A 21,391-nucleotide genomic window follows, 5' to 3' on the forward strand; every position below is an offset into this window, starting at 1 on the left:
GGGACATGGATGTGGTTTCCTTCCACGGCATGAAATGGCACCTCGAGCAGGCTATGAACCAGCGTCGAGGTGTAACCCATGTCCTGGCACACTTGTTACCTATGTCTCCGGTCTAAACATGTGGCCAAAGAGAAAGGTAACCAAAGAGAAAAGCCACCCCGCTTGGCGCTTGCTGGGCATCCTGCCCAGCAAGTCCGTGAGCCGGGGCCGGGCTTTTCGACAGCACATCCTTGTGCTGGCGAAAAGGAGTCGACCTCCTGTCGACTCCCGCTGCGCGGCCTGTCGACCCCGACTCACCGCCGCACAGGGGCCCCGGGTAGAGCAGCGGGCCATCGTGGCCCGCACTCAGTGATGAAGCCTAGAAGCAAAACCAAATGCCAGAGCCAGAGCCAGAGCGAAGCGTCGCTCTGCCGCTGTTGTTTCTCCCGTTGTTGATCTGGCCCTTCTGAAAAGTGCGGGCCACGATGGCCCGCTGCTCTACCCGGGGCCCCTCTGAAGCGGCGGGCGGGTGGAGGATCAGCCCGCAGGGTGGTTCGCATGGATGCGAACCAGTTTGGCGTCAGTCCATGGCGACGGCATGGATGCCGGAGTTGAGGCAACGCAGGAGCGGTTGCCCGATGGACTGTCGACAAACCCCGTAACCCGACCGCGTACTTTCCGGGCATGGATGCCCGGAAAGCGCGTAAGCGGGGTGTCGTTTTCTCTTGGTTACTTCTCTTTTGGACAAGCAAAAGAGAAGTAACTCGCCCTCCGCAGGAGGGTGAAAGCTCCGCACCTCAGCTCCTGCTTCAATCCACACAAAGGGGAAACAGCGCCCCCATTTAGCCGACAAAGGAAACCCATCGTTCAGCCCTGGTCGCTGGCAGCCCGGCCGCCAATCGGCCAGACTTCGGTCCATGTTCCGTCTTCGCTCGAACCGCTGGCTGTGGTGTCTCGCGGCAACCCTGTTGCCGCTGGCGACGGTGCATGCCGCCGAAGCCGGCTGGCGTTACGACACGGTGCACAGCCAGATTCTCTTCAGCATCAGCCACAACGGCTACTCGCGACCGTTCGGCCGGCTGCACATCGCCGGGGGCTGGCTGCGTTTCGATCCGGACGACTGGAGCGATGCCGCCACCGAGCTGGATATCGACATGCAAAGCCTGGACATGGGCGACGCCGGCTGGAACAAGGCCGTGTGCAAGCCGGCGCTGCTCGACTGCGCGCGTCACCGTTACGCGCATTTCGTCAGCACCGGCGTCACGCGCACCGATGACCGGCACGGTGTGCTGCATGGCCGGCTGACCGTGCGCGGCGCGACGCGCCCGCTGGACCTGTCGTTCACCTTCAACCGTGCCGCCAGGACCATTTACGAGCTGCACAAGGTCGTCGGCTTCTCGGCCACGGCCACGCTCGACCGCGACGATTTCGGCATCACCGCCAATCGCGACTCGATCGGCCAGAACGTCAGCGTGTGGCTGGAGCTGGAAGCGGTCCGCGACGACCACGCACCCACAACCCCGAAGGAGCATCCATGAGTCTGCGCAGCAACGACCACCAGTGGGGCGCGGTCAGCAAATTTTTGCATTGGACCATCGCACTGGCGATCCTCGGCAACGGCATTTTCGGCCTGCTGATGGACCTGGCTTCCTCGCCGATGCAGAAGATCAACTGGCTGGCCCTGCACAAGTCGATCGGGCTCACCGTGCTGGCGCTGGTGTTGTTGCGGATCCTGTGGCGCTGGGGCGATCGCCGCCCGCGCGACGAACCGGCGCCGCGCTGGCAGCAGCTTGCCGCGCACGCCGTGCATGGCGCGTTGTATGTGCTGATCCTGGCGATACCACTGAGCGGCTGGTGGTACAACTCGGTCACCGGCAAGCCGCTGCAGTGGTTCAAACTGTTCAACCTGCCGCCGCTGGGGGCGAAGAGCGACCCGCTGCGTCATTTCGCCCACGGTGTGCACGAATACCTGTTCTGGCTTCTCGTGCTGGTGCTGCTGGCGCATGTGGGCGCCGCGCTGAAGCATCATGTGTTCGACAACGACAACGTGCTGCGCCGGATGCTGCCGTTCGGCCGCCTGCGCAAGCCGTCACCCGAAGGAGACCGCCGATGAAACGCCTCGCCATCCTGCTGCTCGCACTCGCCCTGCCGGGCATCGCCGCGGCCACCGATTACACCGTGCAGCCGGCTTCCAGCACGCTCGGCTTCAGCAACACCTTCCAGGGCGAATCGTTCGATGGCCATTTCGGTCAGTGGACTGCCGCGATCAGTTACGACCCGGCCAACCTCGCCGCGTCGAAGTTCGACGTGGCGGTGACCCTGGCCAGCGTGAAGACCGGCGACGGCGATCGCGACTCTGCCCTGCCGGGCAAGGATTTCTTCGACACTGCGAAGTTTCCCACCGCGCACTTCGCCACCACCGGCTTTCGTCGCCAGGGCGACCAGGTGATCGCCGACGGCAACCTCACCCTGCGCGGCGTGAGCAAACCCGTGAGCCTCGCTGTCACGTTCAAGCCGCAGGCCGGCGGTGCCGTGCTGGACGTGGCCGGCACGGTGAAACGGCTGGACTTCGGCGTGGGTACGGGCGACTACGCCGACACCTCGGTGATCGGCGCCGAGGTGAAGATCAAGGCCCATCTGCAACTGGTGGCGAAGTAATCCGCCGCGATGGGCAGCGACACCCTGTGGCAGCGCCTGCGCGGCTGGATCACGCCTGATCCCGGCCATGCCGCGGCGGCGCCTTCGCCGCGCGACAGGGCAAGCTCGACCCGTGTGGCGGACAGCTTGCGCAACCTGCTCGACGACCCGACCATCCCGGCGTCGGTGCGCAGCGAACTGGCCGCCGATTTCGGCCGCATCGAAAGCATGCTGGCCCGGCTCGAACGCGGCGAACTGCACGTGGCGGTGTTCGGCCGCGTGTCGACCGGCAAGTCGGCGCTGGGCAATGCCCTGCTGGGTCGCGACGCGTTCCAGGTCGGCGTCCTGCACGGCACCACCACCGACGCCGAGCAGGCCACGCTCGACGAGGCGCGCCACGATGGCCTGGTGCTGATCGACACTCCCGGCATCAACGAGCTCGACGGCGAGGCGCGCGAACGGCTGGCGTTCGAGGTGGCCGAAGTCAGCGACCTGGTGATCTTCGTCTGCGACGGCGACCTCACTCGCGAGGAACTCGACGCGCTGAAAACCCTGGCCGCCACGCAGCGCCCGCTGCTGCTGGCGCTGAACAAGGCCGACCGCTACAACGCCGACGAACTGTCCGACCTGCTGGCGCAACTGCGCCAGCGCGTGGCCGGCCTGGTGCGCGAGGACGACGTGCTCGCGGTAGCCGCCGCGCCCGCGCCGCCGCGGCTGGTCGAGGTCGACGCGCACGGCCGCGAGCAGGACCGCGTGCAAGCATCCAGGCCGGAAGTCGCCGCGCTGCGCGAGCGCCTGCTGGCGATCGCCACCCGCGAGGGCAAGGCCTTGTCGGCGATCAATGCCGGCCTGTACGCCGGCCGGCTCACTGACCAGGTCAGCGCGCGCATCGCGCAAACCCGGCAGGCGGTCGCGGCGAAACTGATCCACAACTACTGCATCGCCAAGGGTCTGGCGGTGGCGCTGAACCCGATCCCGGTGGCCGACCTGCTCGCCGCCGCCGGGCTCGACGCGGCGATGGTGGTGCAGCTGTCGCGCGTCTACGGCCTGCCGCTGACGCGCGCCGAATCCGGCCGGCTGGTGGCGGTGATCTCGGCCCAGTTGGCCGCACTGATGGGCGCGATCTGGGGCATGCAATTGGTCGCCTCGGCCTTGAAAGGCGTCAGCGCCGGCCTGTCGGTTGTGGTCACCGCGGCGGCGCAGGGTGCACTGGGCTGGTATGCCACCGTGCTGATCGGCCGCGCCGCCGAGCGTTACCTGATCGCCGGCAAGTCCTGGGGCGAGGCCGGCGCCAAGCGCGCCGTCGCCGAGGTCGTCGCCAGTCTTGATCGCGATTCGATCCTGCGCGAGGCGCGCGAGGAAATCCTCAAGCGGTTGAAGTCGCGCCGCGCCTGATCCCATCACACCCGTAGGAGCCCGCTCGCGGGCGATGCTTTTTGTACGGAAATCGGAAGAGCATCGCCCGCGAGCGGGCTCCTACGAGAGGCGCGCGAGAAATGTCCGCACTGCCGCCGCATCGAACGGCCAGTCCAGCTCGCGCCCGTCGCGCGCATCGCGCAATACCGGCACGCGGATGCCATAGCGCTGTTCCAGCTCATCCGAATCCTCCACCCATACGCTCTCGAAATCCGGTGCACGCGCCTCGGCCAGCACGGCCAGCGCGAGATCGCACAGATGGCAGTAATCACGCTGGTACAGGATCAGATCAGGCATGCGCTTGCGAATGGACTGCCAAAGGCGGGGACGCCGCGTAGAATAACCGTTACCCCTCTCCCCCGGCAGCAGCAACCATGGCCGTCAGCGTATTCGACCTGTTCAAGATCGGCATCGGTCCATCGTCTTCGCATACGGTGGGCCCGATGCGCGCCGCCGCGCGCTTCGCCGAACGCTGGCTCGACGAGAAAGGCGTGCTGGCGCGAGTGACGCGGGTGCAGGCCGAACTTTACGGCTCGCTGGCGCTGACGGGGCGCGGCCACGGCACCGACAAGGCGGTGCTGCTCGGCTTCGAGGGCCAACATCCGGATACCGTCGATCCCGACCATATTCCGCAGACCCTGGAGCGCATTCGCGGCAACAAGCAACTGCGCGTACTGGGCCGCCACCCGATCGACTTCGACGAGAAGCGCGACCTGATCTTCAACAAGCGCCAGAAGCTGCCGTTCCACACCAACGGCATGCGCTTCTCCGCCTACGATGCCGACGGCAACGAGCTGGCCAGCCGCGACTACTACTCGGTCGGCGGCGGCTTCGTGGTCAACAACGACGAGGCCGCGGAAGACCGCATCGTCGCCGACACCACCGCGCAGCCGTATGCGTTCTCCACCGGCGACCAGATGCTGGCACTGTGCAAGCAGCACGACATGACCATCGCGCAGCTGATGATGGCCAACGAGTCGGTCTGGCGCAGCGAGGCGGAAACCCGCGCCGGCCTGCTGACGATCTGGAAGGCGATGGCCGATTGCGTCGCCCGCGGCCTGCGCTCGCCCGGCACCCTGCCCGGCGGCCTGAAGGTGACGCGCCGCGCACCGGCGATGCTGGAGGATCTGCGCAACCAGCCCGAAGCCGCACTGCGCGACCCGCTGACCATCCTCGATTGGGTGAACCTCTACGCGCTGGCGGTGAACGAGGAAAACGCCGCCGGCGGCCGCGTGGTCACCGCGCCCACCAACGGCGCCGCCGGCATCGTGCCCGCGGTCGGTCACTACTACCTGCGCTTCTGCCCCAAGGCGGACGACGAAGGCATCATCAATTACCTGCTCACCGCCGCCGCGATCGGCATCCTGTACAAGGAAAACGCCTCGATCTCCGGCGCCGAAGTCGGCTGCCAGGGCGAAGTCGGCGTCGCCTGCTCGATGGCCGCCGGCGGCCTCACCGCCGCCCTCGGCGGCAACGTGATGCAGGTCGAGAACGCCGCCGAAATCGGCATGGAACACAACCTCGGCCTCACCTGCGACCCGATCGGCGGCCTCGTGCAGATCCCCTGCATTGAACGCAACGCGATGGGCTCGGTCAAGGCGATCAACGCCAGCCGCATGGCCCTGAAGAGCGACGGCAAGCACCGCGTCTCGCTGGACAAGGTGATCAAGACGATGCGGGATACGGGGCGCGACATGAAGGACAAGTACAAGGAAACTTCGCGGGGCGGTTTGGCGGTCAACGTCATCGAGTGCTGACCTCGCCACGTAGGAGCCTGCTTGCAGGCGATGCTCTTGTTGTCGGACATCAAAGCAGAAGCATCGCCTGCAAGCAGGCTCCTACGGCAGAACGTGGCCCCGCGTGGGTGGAGCCCGCTCACGGGCGATGCTTCACGCAGGACATCGCGTCGATCCGCACCCCGCTGACTGCATGCGCATGACTGCGCAGCAAGAAGGCAGCCGCTTCGTAGGGCGAGCACCGTCCGCCGACTTTTGCTTCGGGAACGCAAAGTGGCGGGCAATGCCCGCCCTACACACCTTCGCCATTGAAACCGCCATGTAGGAGCGCACCCTGTGCGCGACGCTTTTTCGCGGCGCAAAAGCATCGCGCACAGGGTGCGCTCCTACAAAAGTCGGGGTGTTTCGAACTAGGACTTGCGGTTTGGTGGCTTGGCGCCTGCCATGGACTTAACCGGGCTTGATCGCCTTGACGAAGCTGCCGCAAAGGCCATGATCACCTCGCACACGGCCTTCTGCTGCGTCGGTGGCAGCGTGCGGTAGATGTCGAAAACCTTCTGATCGTCATAGAGCGGTGCATCCTCCTTGACCTGCCTGGCCGCGCGAACGCCACGCGAGGCACGATCACCGAACAGCAGGAAACAGGGATCCGCCTTCAGCCAGTCCGCCAGCGCGACCAGCTTTTCGTACTCGGGAATCGCCCCGTCATTCAACCAGCGCGAGGCGGTCGTAAAGCTCACCGAGGCGCCCTTGAACCGAACGTTGAACTGCGTTGACAGCACGCCCGGGCGCGGCTCATAGCCCTGCGCGGTCATCGCGGCAGCCAGGCGTTTCGAGAATTCGGCGCGTACGTTGCTCATCCTTCGGCAACTTACCGATCACTCCCGGCTACAGTTAACGTTGTGAGTTCACTATGATTAACGTTTGAAGTTAATTCAGGGAACGACCACGTGCCCAAGTCATTGCTGGAACAGCTCCCCGAGATCGTTGTCCGCGGACGGCAGCAGGCGGAGAAGATTCTGGAGAGCCTGGAAGGCCGCCACCGGGTCAGCCTGCAGACGCGCGAATGGGTGTTGCCGTCGAAGGACACACGCGACAGCGACTGGATCACCGCGGCGAACCGGCAGGCGCACCTGGGCGACGAAGGCAACGCCGACTGGACCAACCGGCTGATCTACGGCGACAACCTGCTGGCGATGGCCGCCCTGCTGGCCGGCGACGAACACACGCCCAGCCTGCGCGGCAAGGTCGACCTGATCTACATCGACCCGCCGTTCGATTCAAAGGCCGACTACCGCACCAAGGTGTCGCTGCCCGGCGCGGAGCTGGAGCAGAAGCCGACGGTGATCGAGCAGTTCGCGTATTCCGATACGTGGTCGGATGGGACCGCGTCTTATCTGGCGATGATTACGCCGCGGCTGATCCTGATGCGGGAGCTATTGAGCGACAGCGGCTCGATCTATGTGCATCTGGATTGGCACGTCAGCCATTACGTCAAGCTGGTGATGGACGAAGTATTTGGCAAAGAAAATTTCGTCAACGAAATAGTCTGGAAACGGAGCGATGCGAAGGGCGATGCGACCCAGGGAAGCCGCCACTACTCCCGATTGCACGACGCCATTTTCCTTTACCAGAAATCTCCCGATCGCTACTGGAACCCCCTCTTTCTCCCGCTCTCCGAAAATTACGTTAGAGATTTCTACAAACATTCAGATCCAGACGGTCGCAAGTTCAAACTCGAGAACATGCTGGGCCCCGGTGGTGAAGCAAAAGGCAACCCTGTTTACGAGGTGTATGGCGTCAAACGTGCTTGGCGATATTCGCGAGAGCGGATGCAAAAGCTGATCGACGACAAACTCGTGATTCAAACGCGCCCCGGCACCGTGCCCATGCAAAAGAAGTATCTGGACGAATCAAAGGGCGTCCAGGTGGGTTCTTGGTGGGACGACATCAGCATGCTTCGGGGCTGGTCTTACGAAAAGACCGACTACGCGACGCAGAAGCCCGAAAAGCTCCTTGAACGGATCATCCAGGCATCTTGCCCCGACGGCGGGCTCACCGCCGATTTCAACGGTGGCTCCGGAACCACGGCCGCTGTCGCCGAAAAACTCGGCCGCCGCTGGATCACCACCGACCTCGGCAAGCCCGCCTGCATGATCATGCGCAAGCGCCTGATCGACCAGGGTGCGAAGCCGTTCCTGTACCAGGCGATCGGCGACTACCAGGTCGAGGCGGCGAAGAGTTCGCTGGGGCGCAAGTTCCGCGTGGGCGACCTGTCGGGGATCGTGCTGTCGCTGTACGGCGCGCTACCCCTGCAACCGGAAGACAACCCACTGCGCAATCTCGGCGCGGTGGTGTTTGGCGGCAAGAAGACGCTGGTGCTGGTGGACTCGCCGAACAAGCTCACCGGCGACGCCACCCTGCGCAAGGCGATCGCCCAGCGCGAGCACCTGCTCGGCGGCTGGGATCGGGTGGTGGTGCTTGGCTGGAACTTCGAGCCGTCGATCGGCCAGAGCATCACGGCGTTGAACGACCCCCGGCTGGAAGTGCTGGTGATCCCGCCCGACCTGCTCGACCGCCTGCGCAAGAAAGGCGGCATCGAGAAGCTGCGTGGCCAGGTGCGTTTCTCCAGCCTGCAGTACCTCACGATCAAGCCGGTGCGACGCACGGTGTTACCCCCTCCCCAGCCCTCCGCCGCAAGCGGGGGAGGGAGAGAGGAAGTGTTGCAGGTCACGCTGGACAACTACGTGCTGCTTTCGCCCGAGGCGATCAATCTCGACGACGAGAACCGGAAGAAGCTGCTCAAGGTGGCCAACGCCGAACCGCTGGCGCTGATCGAGTACTGGGCGGTGGACCCTGACTACGACGGCGCGGTGTTCCGCTCCGTTTGGCAGGACTACCGCGGCAACACCGCCAACGACGACGACCCACTGCGGGTGGTGACCTCCGCCAATTTCAATGTGCCGCACAGGCCCGGCGAGCGCCGCGTCTGCGTGCGCGTGGTCGACGTGTTCGGCTTCGAGGCCGAGGTGGTGCAGGTGGTGGCGGAGGACGGGAAGTGATGGCTCGCGAGACGCTCCGATCCTCGTCAAGCCGCCAGCGGCCGGATCTTCTTCAGGCCGGCGCCGAGCTCGCGTTCGGCGATCTTCAAGTCGTAACTGGACTGCAGGTTGATCCAGAACTGCGCGCTCTGCCCGAAGGCGCGACCCAGGCGCAGTGCCAGTTCGGCAGTCACTGGCCTCTGCTCCCGGACAATGTGCGAGATGCGCATCGGAGATACACCGATCGCTTGGGCAAACGCGGCCTGACTCATCCCGTGGTCCTCGAGAATTTCACGCAGGTAGTAGCCGGGGTGAATCGGCGGCAAACCATTCGTGGTTGCGGGAATGCTCATGATTGCAGCACCTCAGTGGTAATCGACGATTTCGACGTCGAGGGCATCCCCTTCGACGAACCGGAAGCAGAGTCGCCATTGTTGGTTGATGCGAATGCTCCATTGGCCCGTGCGATCGCCCCTCAATGGCTCCAGCCGATTCGAAGGCGGAGATCTCAGATCCTCGAGAGATGTCGCCGCATGCAGCCGGTTCAGTTGCGCCAAGGCCCGAAACAGGATGTCAGGCGGCAACCGCCGGCACTGCTCCGTGGCGAACAACCGCTCTGTTTCCTTGTCGGCGAAGTTCCTTATCACCCGGTCACTCCTGTTTACCCGGCAAATCCTTCGGCTCAAACCATAAACAAAACGTTTACTGCTTGCAAGCACCGGGAGCCAGCCCATGTCTGACGGCAGCAACCCGCTGGTTCTCGCGGCTGCCCTCACGCGCCGCACTGAACAACTGTGCATCGGCCTGGAACAAGGCATCGCCGATATCTACGAGCTGGTGACGCCGGTGACGGCCGAGCTGTTGCGCTGGTGGTTCGGCGAGGATGCCTGCCAGTCGCGCACATTCAATTTCCATCCTGGCCAGAAGCAGGCGATCCTCAACGTGATCGTGGCGCACGAGGTACTGGACAGTCCGAACCTGAAAGACCTGTACACGCAGGTGTGCGCCGACACGCTGCTGGAAGGCACGCGGCTTGCCGACGTGACGCAAGGCAAGCACGATCACCCGAAGTACTGCCTGAAGATGGCCACCGGCACCGGCAAGACCTGGGCGCTGCAGGCGCTGCTGGTATGGCAATTGCTGAACAAGACCGCGGCGCTGGACGAGGGGCGCGACGATCCGCGCTTCACCCGCCGCTTCCTGATCGTGGCACCGGGGCTGATCGTGTACGAGCGCCTGCTCGATGCCTTCCTCGGCAAGGAGCTTGAAAACAAGAGCCGCGACTTCGCCAGCTCCGACATCGCCAGCTACGCCGAACTGTTCACCCCGCCGGCACGGCGCGAACGCATCGCGCAATTCGTGCGTGGCAACGTGTGCCAGAAGCAGGAGATCGGCCTGAAGGCCACTGGCAACGGCATGATCGCGATCACCAACTGGCACCTGCTCAGCGAGGCCGAGGAGGAGGCGGAACAGGAAGAAACCGAGTGGGTCGACACGCCCGGCATGGTCGCCGACGCGGCGCGCGTGGCCTACGACGTGCTGCCGCTGGTTCCGGGTCGTGCCACCGGCAACAGCCTCGACGTGCTGGACCGGCGCTGGGCGCGCGGCAACATATTGAGCTACCTCGCCGACCTGCCCGACCTGATGGTGTTCAACGACGAGGCGCACCATATCCACGAGCTGAAGAAGGAAGGCGAGACTACCGAGGTCGAATGGCAGAAAAGCCTGTCGATCATCGCCGCGGGCAAGGGTCGCCGCTTCGTGCAGATGGATTTTTCGGCCACGCCGTACAACGACGTCGGCGGCGGCAGGAACAAGCGCAAGCTGTATTTCCCGCACATCGTGGTGGATTTCGACCTGAAGGCGGCGATGCGCCTGGGCCTGGTGAAGTCACTGGTGCTGGACAAACGCAGGGAACTCGGCGCGCTGCCGCTGGAATCGCTGGAGTTCAAGGCCGAGCGCGATGCCGATGGCAACGTCGCGCTTGCCGAAGGCCAGCGCGTGATGCTGCGTGCCGGACTGCAGAAGCTGCGCAAGCTGGAGGCGGATTTCGCCCGCATCGACGCCACGCGCCATCCGAAGATGTTGGTGGTGTGCGAGGACACCACGGTGTCGCCACTGGTCAGAGAGTTCCTGCTCGACGAGGGGCTGCACGACGAAGATGTACTTCGCGTCGATTCGGGCAAGAAGGCCGAGCTGGGCGAAAAGGACTGGGCGCCGTTGCGCCAGCGCCTGTTCAACGTGGACAAGCATGCGCAGCCGCGCGTCATCGTCAGCGTACTGATGCTGCGCGAAGGTTTCGACGTCAACAACATCTGCGTGATCGTGCCGCTGCGTTCCAGCCAGGCGCAGATCCTGCTGGAGCAGACCATCGGCCGTGGCCTGCGGCTGATGTGGCGCGACCCGGAATACGCCGACATCAAGCGCGAGAATCGCGAGCGGATCAACCGCGGCGAGGAACCGGGTTCGCTGATCGATATCCTTTCCATCGTCGAGCACCCGGCCTTCCAGAGCTTCTACGACGAACTGATGCGCGAGGGCCTGGTCGGCGAGACCGGCGACGACGAAGGCAGCAGCATCGGCGACCTGATTCCCGCCGAACTGCGCGAGGATTTCGAGCGGTACGACTTCGCCATCCCCTTCATCCTGCGCGAGACCGAGGAGAACGTGGAGCATCTGCCCATCGACGTCGCCGCGTTGTCGCCGTTCAGCGCGATGAGCCGGGCGAAGCTGGCTGAGCTGCTGGGCAAGGGCGACACCTTCACCTCGCAGGACCTGCAGAGCAACACCCTGTTCGGCGATTACCGCGTCGACGGCGTGGCGATGAACGTCAGCGGCTACAACGAACTGCTGTCGCGGCTGACCCGTCGGGTCAGCCAGGCGTTAAACCACCCGCTACCGAAGGGCAACAAGGTTTCCCCGCATCTGGATCGCCCGTACCTGCAAATGAACACCGCCGCGTTGGCCACCGCACTGGACGATTACATCCGCGAGCGCTTGTTCGGAGAACCGTTCGAGCCGTTCGAGGACGAGGGCTGGCGGCTGTTGCTGTTGCAGCCGGTGCTCGACCACATCGTGAAGATCTTCGGCCTGGCACTGGTACGCGCCGAGGAACACAGCATCAGCGGCATCACCGAAGTGCGCCATCGCCGCCTGTCGGAAGTGACCAAGCTGATGGTGCGCGAAAGCGCTTCGCTGGAAGTGAGCAAGTGCATCTACACGCGTCTGCCCTACCCGACCCGCAGCGGCGGGCTGGAGCGAGCCTTCATCGAGTGGGCGCAACTGGACGCCAGCGTCGAGGCGTTCTGCAAGATCAGCGAGAACCGCCATGACTTCGTGCGGCTGCGTTATGTGAAGGACGACGGCATGCCGGCGCTCTACATTCCGGATTTCCTGGTGCGCACGACGGACGCGATCTATCTGGTCGAGACCAAGGCGCAGGAGCAGGTCAGCCACCCGAACATACAGCGCAAGCTGAAGGCGGCGACCACCTGGTGCGAGCGGATCAATACGCTGGAACCGGAACTGCGTGGCGATCGCGCATGGCATTACGCGCTGGTCGGCGAATCGCTGTTTCACGACTGGTGGGACAAAGGTGCGCGTCTGGGTGAATTGCTGGCGTTCTCGCGTGCTCGCGCCGCACCGACGGCACAGTCGCAAGGCGGCTTGGTCCTGGGCGACTGACAGCCCACGACGCTTTCGTAGGAGCCCGCTCGCGGGCGATGCCTTTGCCATGTAAACGAGAGAAGCATCGCCCGCGAGCGGGCTCCTACGGATGGTAATCCTTGCTGGTTCCACCACCATCTGTGATCACTCGTGACTTCTGCGGGGGTGACACGGGGCCGCGAATTCTGCAACCATCAGCCTCTTTTGGCGCATTTGACGCCCTCCGCAGGAGCTTCCATGTCCCAGGCTAGCCAGATCCGCCGCGACGTCGGCCCGTTCGCCCTGATGCTCACCGGCCTGGGCTCGATCATCGGCTCGGGCTGGTTGTTCGGCGCCTGGCGCGCGGCGCAGATCGCCGGCCCCGGTGCGATCTGGGCGTGGGTGCTGGGGGCGGCGATCATCATGACGATCGCGCTGACCTATGCCGAACTGGGCGCGATGTTTCCCGAGTCCGGCGGCATGGTGCGCTACGGGCATTATTCGCACGGTTCGCTGGTCGGCTTCGTCGCCGCATGGGCGAACTGGATCGCGATCGTCTCGGTGATTTCGGTCGAAGCCGAGGCTTCCGCGCAGTACATGTCGTCGTGGAAGTGGCAGTGGGCGAAGGACCTGTATCACCGGGTTCCGGGCGGCCACGGCGAACTGAGCACCAACGGCCTGCTGATCGCCGCCGCGCTGGTGATCATGTATTTCCTGTTCAACTTCTGGAGCGTGAAGCTGTTCGCCCGCTCGAATACCGCGATCACGCTGTTCAAGCTGGTCATCCCCGCGCTCACCGCGGTGCTGCTGATGATGACCGGCTTCCACCCGGAGAATTTCAGCGTCGGCATCCATGGCGAACTGCACAAGACGGATTTCCCCTCGATCCTCACCGCGGTGGCGATCGCCGGCATCGTGTTCAGCTTCAACGGCTTCCAGAGCCCGGTGAACCTGGCCGGCGAAGCGCGCAATCCGGGCCGCAGCATTCCGTTCGCGATCGTCTGCTCGATCGCGCTGGCCACCGTGGTCTATGTGCTGCTGCAGATCTCCTTCATCGGCGCGGTGCCGCGCGAGATGCTGGCCAACGTGGGCTGGCACGGCATCGACTTCAGCTCGCCGTTCGCCGACCTGGCGATCATCCTCGGCCTGCAGTGGCTGGCGACCTTGCTGTTCATCGATGCGGTGATCAGCCCCAGCGGCACCGGCATGACCTATACCGCCACCACCGCGCGCATGCTGTATGGCATGGAGCGCAACGGCACGCTGCCGAAGATCCTCGGTCGCGTGCACCCGAAGTGGGGCGTGCCGCGGCCGGCGATGTGGGTGAACCTGGCGGTGTCGTTCCTGTTCCTGTTCTTCTTCCGCGGCTGGGGCTCGCTCGCCGCGGTGATCTCGGTGGCCACGATCATCTCCTACCTCACCGGCCCGGTCAGCGTGATGACGCTGCGCCGTACCGCGCCCGGACTGCACCGCCCGTTCCGGCTGGCCGGCCTGCCGATCCTGGCCGGCGTCGCCTTCATCATGTCCACCGAGCTGCTGTACTGGGCGAAGTGGCCGCTGACCGGCGAGATCATCCTGCTGATGGTGGTCGCGTTGCCGGTGTACTTCTACTACCAGGCCAAGGCCGGCTGGCACGATTTCGGGCGGCAGATGAAGGGCGCCTGGTGGCTGGTGTGCTACCTGCCCACGCTGGCCATCGTGTCGTGGGCCGGCAGCACCATCTTCGGCGGCAAGGGTTACCTGCCGTATGGCTGGGACCTGCTGCTGGTCGCGGTGATCGGCTTGGTGTTCTACCTGTGGGGCGTGAAGTCCGGCTGGCGCACGCCGTCGGTGGAAGCGGCGGAGCTGGAGGCGAAGGTCGATCCGAACGCACCGCTGGTACCGCCGGACGAGGAAACCGCGGAGCGCATCACCGGACACTGAGGCCTGCGGCAAGCCCGGCAAAAACGCGCGGCGACGAGCTGCGCGTTTTCTCTGGTCGCTGCCGCAGCAAGTCCGGGATGATCGGCATTCGCCACCGGGCTATGCTTGGGCCCATGCGCCCTGTTGTCCGGCATCCCGCAAAAATCCTGTTCGGCTTGCTGCTGTCGTTGTCCGCAGCCCATGCCGCGGATGCACCGGGCTTCGATCTGCGCCCGGCCGCCGGCGTGCTGCATCGGCTGCTGCCGGATCAGGCGGCGCAGATCGAACTCGGCACGATCGCGCCGAAAGACGGCCACGAACGCTTTCGCATCTCCGATGCCGACGGCCACGTCCGGGTCGAGGGCAGCACGACCAGCGCGCTGCTGTTCGGCGTCAACTGGTACCTCAAGTACGTGGCGAAGCTGCAGATCTCGCCCAACGGCGACCGGCTCGGCACCGCGCGCGTGCTGCCGCTGCCACCGCATCCGATCGAGCGGGAAACGCGCTACCGCTACCGTTACGCGCTGAACCAGAACACCGACGGTTACACCATGCCGTACTGGGACTGGCCACGCTGGCAGCACGAGATCGACCTGCTGGCGTTTTCGGGCATCAACGCGATGATCGTCGAGCGCGGCATGGACAGCGTGCTGTACCGGACCTTCCGCGACTTCGGCTACAGCGACCGCGAGATCCGCGCGTGGATCACCCAGCCCGCACACCAGAACTGGCAGCTGATGGGCAACCTGTGCTGCTTCGACGGGCCGATCAGCCAAGCACTGCTGGCGAAACGGGCGGCCTCGGCGCAGCGGATCGTCGCGCGCCTGCGCGAGCTGGGCATCACCCCGGTGCTGCCCGGCTTCTACGGCATCGTGCCGGCCGACTTCGACAGGAAATTCCCGTCCGCACACGTGCTGCCGCAAGGCGACTGGGCGGGCTTCACCCGGCCCGGCTGGCTCGATCCGCGCGACCCGATGTTCGCGAAGATCGCGGCCTCGTTCTATCGCCACCAGCGCGAGCTGTTCGGCGACAGCTCCATCTACGACATGGAGGTGTTCCAGGAAGGCGGCAGCTCCGGCGACGTGCCGGTGCCCGAGGCAGCGCGCGACGTGCAGGCGGCGTTGCAGAAGGCCCATCCGGGGGCCGGCTGGATGATGCTGGCCTGGCAGGGCAATCCGCGCCAGGACCTGCTCTCGGGGGTCGACCGCAAGCACCTGTTCATCATCGACATCGACCACGACCGCGTACCGCGCGACGATCGCGAGAAGGACTTCCAGGGCGCCCCGTTCCTGTTCGGCGGGCTGTGGGAATTCGGTGGCCGCACCACCCTGGGCGCCGACACCCGCAACATCACCGCGCGCCTGCAGCGGATGGGGCGGACCAACCCGAACATGGCCGGCACCGCCGTGTTCACCGAGGGCATGGACACCAATCCGTTCGCCTTCGACCTGTTCACCGAAATGGCCTGGCGCAGCGCCCCGGTCGACCTGCCGCAGTGGACCGCCGACTACGTGCGCCGCCGTTACGGCGCGGCCGATCCGCACGCGCTGGCAGCGTGGCGGATCCTGCTCGACACCGCCTACGACATCCGCATCGACAAGGTCGAATTCAACAGCGAGCGCGACGCCGCGCAGGAATCGCTGTTCGACGCGCAGCCCAGCCTCACCACCAACCGCGCCTCGCACTGGTCGCCCGAAGCGATGCGCTACGACCCGCGGACATTCGCCCGCGCGCTGCCCGAGATGCTCGCGGTGGCACCCGCGCTGCGCGGCAGCGCGACCTATCGCCACGACCTGGTCGACATCGCCCGCCAGACCCTGGCCAACGAAAGCCGCCTGCTGCTGCCGCGGATCAAGTCGGCGTACGACGAAAAGGACCGGCCCCGTTTCGAGGCGCTGAGCGCACGCTGGCTGCGGCTGATGCGACTGCAGGACCGGCTGCTCGCCAGCAACCGTGACTTCCTGCTCGGCCGCTGGCTGGCGCGGGTGCCGGCGTGGGCCTCCAGCCCCGACGAGCTGGCGCGGCTGAACCACGACGCCCGCTCGATCCTCACCACCTGGGGCGAGCGCAAGGCCAGCGAGGGCGCCGACCTGCACGACTACGGCAACAAGGACTGGGCCGGCCTGACCCGCGACTATTACCTGCCGCGCTGGCAGCGCTACTTCGCCTCGCTCGACACCGCCTTGCGCACCGGCCAGCCTGCGAAACCCATCGACTGGTACGCGATGGGCGATGCGTGGAATCACGGCAGCCAGCACTATGCGACCGAGCCGCAAGGTGATTCGTGGAGCATCGCGACCGAGGTGGCCAACTCACTGCATGCGGATGACGAATCCCCGGCGGATCAACCGGTCGGAGCGAGCGCAACACGTGCTGGCATGAGCGGCCACCCCTGACCTGAAAGGGTCGATGCACGGGCCGCCGAGCCGGAATCACCCCAGCGCCAGCACATCCCCCAGCAAGGCCTGCGCGGTCACCTCCGGTCCCGCGCCCGGACCCTGGATCACCAGCGGCTGGGTGTTGTAGCGGGTGGTGCTGAGCGCGAACTGGTTGTCGGTGCCGTACAGGCGCGCCGCCGGATGGGTCAGCGGCACTTCGACCAGGCCGACGCGGGCATGGCCGCGCTGGTTGAGCCGGGCGAGGAAGCGCAGCACGCATTGGCGCGATTGCGCTTGCGCGTGCAGGCTCGCGATGGGTGCGTCGAGTTCTTCAAGCCGCGCAAGAAATGATTCGACATCCAGCGTACGCAAGGCCGCAGGCACCAGGTTGTCCACCTGCACCTCGTCGCTGCCCAGATGAAAACCGGCATTGCGGGCGAGGATCAGCAGCTTGCGCGCCACATCCTCGCCGGACAGGTCCGAACGCGGGTCCGGTTCGGTATAACCGAGCTGGCGCGCTTCGCGCAGCAGTGCGGAGAACGGACGGCTGCCGTCGTACTGGTTGAACAGCCACGACAGCGAACCGCTGAACACGCCTTCCAGGGTGAGCAGCGCATCGCCGCAGGTACGCAGGCGACGCAACGTGGACAGTACCGGCAGGCCGGCACCGACGGTGGCCGAATCACCGTAGCGGGTACCATGCGCCAGCGCCGCCTGCAGCGCGCGCCAGCCGGACAGATCGCCGCCGGCCAGCGCCTTGTTGGCGGTGACCACGTGATAGCCGCGCGCCAGCCATTCGGCGTGACGGGCGGCCAACGATGCGCTGGCGGTGGCGTCGACGATCACCTTCGCCGCCGCGCCGCTGGCATCCAGCGCGGCGAACAGGCTGGCGTTGTCGCGCGGCGCGCCTTCGCGATTCAGCTGCTCGCGCAAACCGCGCTGGGCCAGGCTTGTCGGATCGGTCTGCTGGCGACGCGAGTTGGCGGCACCGACCAGCCGCAGCGAGGCGGCGGCCGGCGTGTTGAGCAGTTTCAGCAGGGCACCGCCGACCACGCCGGTGCCGAGCAGCACGATCGCGATGGCCGGGGCTTTGGCGGGAACGGCCTCAGCCGCGACGGGCCGCCTTGCAGGCGCCGTCGTCGGCGAGACATCCAGCACCGCGCTCATGCAAGCACCCGGCGTTTGGACGTCTTTACCGCCACCGCGCGATCCAGCGCGGCATCGAGATCGCGCAGCAGGTCGTCGCCGTCCTCGATGCCCACCGAAACGCGCAGCAGGCTGTCGGCGATACCGGCGGTGCGGCGTGCCTCCGGTGCCATCGACGCATGCGTCATCGTGGCCGGATGCGCGATCAGGCTCTCCACCCCGCCCAGCGATTCGGCCAGCGAAAAATACTGCAGGCCATCGACGAAGGCCTCGATCTGCGTCACGTCGCCTTCCAGCTCGAAGCTGAGCATGGCGCCGAAGCCCTGCTGCTGGCGCGCCGCCAGCGCATGGCCGGGGTGGTTGGCCAGACCCGGGTAGTACACCTTGCGCACGGCCGCATGGGCGTCCAGCTGTTCGGCGATGCGTTCGGCATTCTCCTGGTGCTGGCGCAGGCGCACGCCCAATGTGCGCAGGCCGCGCAAGGTCAGGTAGCTGTCGAACGGCGCGCCGGTGAGGCCGATGCAGTTCGCCCACCACTTGAGCTGCTCGGCCACCGCGGCGTCTTTCGCCACCACCGCGCCGCCGACCACGTCGCTGTGGCCGTTGATGTACTTGGTGGTGGAATGCACCACCACGTCCGCGCCGAGCAGCAAGGGCTGCTGCAGAGCCGGCGACAGGAAGGTGTTGTCGACCACCAGCAGCGCACCGGCGGCATGCGCCGCCTGCGCCACGTGGCGGATGTCGGTGATGCGCAGCAGCGGGTTGGACGGCGTCTCCACCAATACCAGCGCCGGCCTCTTGGCCAGCCCGGCAGCCAGCGCCACGTTGTCGGTGAGGTCGGCGAACTCGACCGTGAAGCGGCCCTTCTTCGCCCACGCATCGAGCAGCCGCCAGGTGCCGCCGTAGCAATCGTGCGCCGCCAGCACCGCGGCGCCGGGCGGCACCAGCTCCAACGCCAGCGCCACCGCCGACATGCCGCTGGAAGTGACCACCGCGCCGGCGCCCTGCTCCAGATCCGCCAGCGCCTCGCCAAGCAGGTCGCGCGTGGGGTTGCCGCTGCGCGAATAGTCATAGGCGCGCTTGCGCCCGAAACCTTCGAAGCTGTAGTTCGTCGACAAGTGCAGCGCCGGCACCACGGCGCCGTGCTGGGTGTCGCTCTCGATGCCGGCGCGCACGGCGCGGGTACAGGGGGATGGATTGCTCATCGAAGTCTCCGGGTCGTGCCGATCGCATGGATTGTCAAGGGTTGTGCTTCGTTTGTAGGAGCCCGCTCGCGGGCGATGCTTTGGCTTTGATCCACGTTGTGCATCAGAGCAGGAGCATCGCCCGCGAGCGGGCTCCTACCCGTGCGCCGAATGGCTGTCATGCCAGCGCCTCGCGCAACAGCGGCGCGAGCTGCTCGGGTTCTTTCAGGAAGGCGTCGTGGCCGTACGGCGACTCGACCACTTCGAGCGTGGCCGGACCGCGCAGGCGCCGCTGCAGCTCGCACAGGTCGGCCAGCGGCACCAGTCGATCCGACGGGAAGCCGATCAGGGTGGCCGGCACGGGAACGTCTTCCGGCGCCACCTCGTGCAGGTCGATCGACTCGGACAGCGCCAGGAAGCGCTCGGCATCGAACCGTTCCACGAAGCGGCGCCCCTGATGCTCGAGATAGTCCTCGACCGGAAAATGAAAACGCTCCTCGCGCAACTCGGGGGCACCGGCGAAGCGCCGACCGAATTCGGCGCTGCCGCGGTAGGTGGTAATCGCCAGCTGACGTGCCAGCGCCAGTGCCTCGTCGGCGTGGCCACTGGCCTGACCGAGCCGCACGATGCCGCGCTGCACGCTGCGCTGCGCGGTGCTGAGCGGGTGCGGCCGGTGCGCGCCGGCCAGCAGCACCAGCCTGCCGACCCGCCGCGGATGGCGGGCCCCGAACGCCAGCGCCACCATCGCTCCGTAGGAAGATCCGACGAAGGCATGCGCCTGCGTCACGCCCAGCCTCTGCAGCAGGGCGGCCAACGCGTCGGCCTGATCGGCACTGGACACCGCACGGGCACCGAGTTGGGCGGTGTCCAGCCAGTCGATCGCCAGTACCCGCCAGCGGGCGAGATCAATCGCTGCACCCGTGCCGACCAGGGCCTGCCACCAACCCGGCGTCGCCCGATCATCCAGCGCAGTCACTTCGCGGTCGGCCGAGATGCCGCCCTGCACGATCACCGTGGGCGCGCCCGCCGCGCCATACCAGGCATAGCTGACGTCGACTTCACGACTGCCCTCGCCGTACTTCGGCGTCAGTACCAGCCTGAGCGACCCGCGTTGCACGAACGGCTCCGGCTGCGCGGGCAGCAGCCCGGGCAAGCCGGCAAAGGCGACATGCTGGTCTTCGGCGTGGCTGGTCTGGCTCTGCAGCGTCATGAAACCCTCTCCGGCAGGCATCGCCCCGCGAAATACCGGAAAGGTCGCCCTCGCATCGGCAGCTGGTTGCTGCGGAACCGATGACGCCCATCTACCGGCAGGTGCGCCAGGCACCTCCGCAGGAGTTGGCACCGTGGCGGAAACATTCCGCAGGTTGCCCCGGCTTCAATGGGCCTGTCCCTCAGCCGGTCTCGATGAGTAGGCCGGATGGTGATCGTTCCTTCGAATGTTGTCAATAGACGTCTAAACATCTAAACGTATATGTGTTCACATGCCGCATGAACTTGTCGGCGCGAAGCCGTACGACCGACGGCACGCCAGGGCCGATGTGCGCCTGTTTGCGCCATCCGCGGCAGACTGCGAGGCGAAACAGGAAGGTACCGGGGCCAGGGCGCCGGGCGTGGATTGGCCGCCGATGGCGATCCTGCTAACGTGGCGGCCATGACTCCCCACCCCGACCGCGCCGCCTTGCAGGCCCGCCTGCATCGCGACGGCTTTGCCTTTGCCACCGCCGACACCATGCGCCAGTGGCTGTCCACGCAGGACATGGACGACTGGAGCGCATTCGCCGCCAGCTGGAACGACCTGGCGCCCGACGCCTACCTGGCGGCACTCGGCCGGCACCGGCGCCGGCGGCATGCGGTGTTTGCCGCCGATGCGAGCGGCGAGATCCGCCGCGAACCGCACCAGCCGCATTACCAGAGCCTCACCTACAACGCGCTGCAAGGCGACATCCAGCGCTGGTTCGAGCCGGTACAGCCGGCCATCGCCGACGGGGCCAGCCTGCGCCGCATCCTCGCCTTCAGCCGGGAGCTGTTCGGCGCACTGGCGCCCGATACCCGCTACTGGCACATCGAAGTGCACCAGTTCCGGATCGAGGCACGCGCCGACGAAGCGGGCGAGCCGACCCCGGAAGGCGTGCATCGCGACGGCGTCGATTACGTGCTGGTGCTGCTGATCGACCGCAGCAACATCGAGAGCGGCACCACCACCATCCACGCCCACGACGGCAGCCTGCTGGGCAGCTTCACGCTTACCCATGCACTGGATGCAGCCCTGGTCGACGATGCCCGGGTCTGCCACGGCGTCACCGCGGTCACCCCGCTCGATCCCCCCT

General features: G+C 66.0%; 17 protein-coding genes and 1 riboswitch. Of the genes, 10 read left to right on the plus strand and 7 right to left on the minus strand.

All coding sequences use genetic code 11. The annotated features are described in order from the left end of the window. Nucleotides 1-896: 896 nt before the first annotated feature. Genes B0E47_RS01340 through B0E47_RS01355 form a run of 4 tightly spaced genes read left to right on the plus strand, consistent with a single transcriptional unit; the run spans nt 897 to nt 4,011 of the window. Nucleotides 897-1,517 (plus strand): YceI family protein, encoded by a 621-nt coding sequence (locus B0E47_RS01340; protein WP_077511740.1) that lies wholly within the window; start codon nt 897-899, stop codon nt 1,515-1,517. Then, a complete protein-coding gene (locus tag B0E47_RS01345; protein WP_077511742.1) occupies nt 1,514-2,092 on the plus strand; it encodes a cytochrome b in 579 nt (192 codons plus the stop codon). The genes B0E47_RS01340 and B0E47_RS01345 overlap by 4 nt, the downstream gene beginning before the upstream one ends. Further along, a complete protein-coding gene (locus B0E47_RS01350) occupies nt 2,089-2,637 on the plus strand; it encodes a YceI family protein (RefSeq protein WP_077511744.1) in 549 nt (182 codons plus the stop codon). Before B0E47_RS01345 ends, B0E47_RS01350 begins: the two co-directional genes overlap by 4 nt. A gap of 9 nt (nt 2,638-2,646) precedes the next feature. After that, entirely contained in the window at nt 2,647-4,011 is a 1,365-nt protein-coding gene (locus tag B0E47_RS01355; RefSeq protein WP_077511746.1) for a GTP-binding protein, read from the plus strand. Between the two features lie 81 nt (nt 4,012-4,092). Here the strand turns inward: B0E47_RS01355 and B0E47_RS01360 are convergent, their stop codons facing one another. Beyond that, entirely contained in the window at nt 4,093-4,329 is a 237-nt protein-coding gene (locus tag B0E47_RS01360) for a glutaredoxin family protein (RefSeq protein WP_077511748.1), read from the minus strand. Nucleotides 4,330-4,406: 77 nt separating this feature from the next. Between B0E47_RS01360 and B0E47_RS01365 the strand changes: the two genes are divergently transcribed. Continuing rightward, a complete protein-coding gene (locus B0E47_RS01365) occupies nt 4,407-5,789 on the plus strand; it encodes an L-serine ammonia-lyase (protein WP_077511750.1) in 1,383 nt (460 codons plus the stop codon). 389 nt (nt 5,790-6,178) lie between these two features. Here B0E47_RS01365 and B0E47_RS01370 read toward each other — a convergent pair whose 3' ends face one another. Beyond that, nucleotides 6,179-6,628: a hypothetical protein gene (locus B0E47_RS01370; RefSeq protein WP_077511752.1), complete on the minus strand. Its 450-nt coding sequence runs from the start codon at nt 6,626-6,628 to the stop codon at nt 6,179-6,181. 90 nt (nt 6,629-6,718) lie between these two features. On the opposite strand from B0E47_RS01370, the gene B0E47_RS01375 reads away from it, so the two are divergent. Further along, on the plus strand, nt 6,719-8,830 hold the full coding sequence (locus B0E47_RS01375) for a site-specific DNA-methyltransferase (RefSeq protein WP_168170989.1): 2,112 nt from the start codon (nt 6,719-6,721) through the stop codon (nt 8,828-8,830). Nucleotides 8,831-8,856: 26 nt separating this feature from the next. On the opposite strand, the gene B0E47_RS01380 is transcribed toward B0E47_RS01375, so the two are convergent. Both B0E47_RS01380 and B0E47_RS01385 read right to left on the minus strand, forming a co-directional pair. Beyond that, nucleotides 8,857-9,162 (minus strand): HigA family addiction module antitoxin, encoded by a 306-nt coding sequence (locus B0E47_RS01380; RefSeq protein ID WP_077511754.1) that lies wholly within the window; start codon nt 9,160-9,162, stop codon nt 8,857-8,859. A gap of 12 nt (nt 9,163-9,174) precedes the next feature. Continuing rightward, nucleotides 9,175-9,456 (minus strand): type II toxin-antitoxin system RelE/ParE family toxin, encoded by a 282-nt coding sequence (locus B0E47_RS01385; protein ID WP_077511756.1) that lies wholly within the window; start codon nt 9,454-9,456, stop codon nt 9,175-9,177. A gap of 85 nt (nt 9,457-9,541) precedes the next feature. Between B0E47_RS01385 and B0E47_RS01390 the strand changes: the two genes are divergently transcribed. The 3 genes from B0E47_RS01390 (at nt 9,542) to B0E47_RS01400 (ending at nt 16,752) form a co-directional block, all read left to right on the plus strand. Then, a complete protein-coding gene (locus B0E47_RS01390) occupies nt 9,542-12,493 on the plus strand; it encodes a DEAD/DEAH box helicase family protein (protein WP_077511758.1) in 2,952 nt (983 codons plus the stop codon). A 219-nt stretch (nt 12,494-12,712) separates the two neighbouring features. Further along, complete coding sequence (locus tag B0E47_RS01395) at nt 12,713-14,377, plus strand: APC family permease (RefSeq protein ID WP_077511760.1); 1,665 nt, start codon at nt 12,713-12,715, stop codon at nt 14,375-14,377. A gap of 113 nt (nt 14,378-14,490) precedes the next feature. Then, complete coding sequence (locus tag B0E47_RS01400; protein WP_077511762.1) at nt 14,491-16,752, plus strand: alpha-N-acetylglucosaminidase; 2,262 nt, start codon at nt 14,491-14,493, stop codon at nt 16,750-16,752. Nucleotides 16,753-16,788: 36 nt separating this feature from the next. Here B0E47_RS01400 and B0E47_RS01405 read toward each other — a convergent pair whose 3' ends face one another. The 3 genes from B0E47_RS01405 to B0E47_RS01415 all read right to left on the minus strand — a co-directional run bounded on the left by B0E47_RS01405 (nt 16,789) and on the right by B0E47_RS01415 (nt 20,274). Beyond that, nucleotides 16,789-17,901, minus strand: a complete 1,113-nt coding sequence (locus B0E47_RS01405; protein WP_077511764.1) for a homoserine dehydrogenase — start codon at nt 17,899-17,901, stop codon at nt 16,789-16,791. Beyond that, nucleotides 17,898-19,085 (minus strand): cystathionine gamma-synthase, encoded by a 1,188-nt coding sequence (gene metB / locus B0E47_RS01410; RefSeq protein ID WP_077511766.1) that lies wholly within the window; start codon nt 19,083-19,085, stop codon nt 17,898-17,900. Before metB ends, B0E47_RS01405 begins: the two co-directional genes overlap by 4 nt. 157 nt (nt 19,086-19,242) lie before the next feature. After that, on the minus strand, nt 19,243-20,274 hold the full coding sequence (locus B0E47_RS01415; RefSeq protein WP_077511768.1) for a homoserine O-succinyltransferase: 1,032 nt from the start codon (nt 20,272-20,274) through the stop codon (nt 19,243-19,245). 84 nt (nt 20,275-20,358) lie between these two features. Continuing rightward, nucleotides 20,359-20,475, minus strand: a riboswitch (SAM riboswitch). Nucleotides 20,476-20,715: 240 nt separating this feature from the next. Between B0E47_RS01415 and B0E47_RS01420 the strand changes: the two genes are divergently transcribed. Further along, nucleotides 20,716-21,391, plus strand: a 676-nt coding sequence (locus tag B0E47_RS01420) for a 2OG-Fe dioxygenase family protein (RefSeq protein ID WP_077511772.1), incomplete at its 3' end; no start/stop codon positions are given.

Source organism: Rhodanobacter sp. B05, assembly GCF_002001085.1.
Taxonomy (GTDB): Bacteria; Pseudomonadota; Gammaproteobacteria; order Xanthomonadales; family Rhodanobacteraceae; genus Rhodanobacter.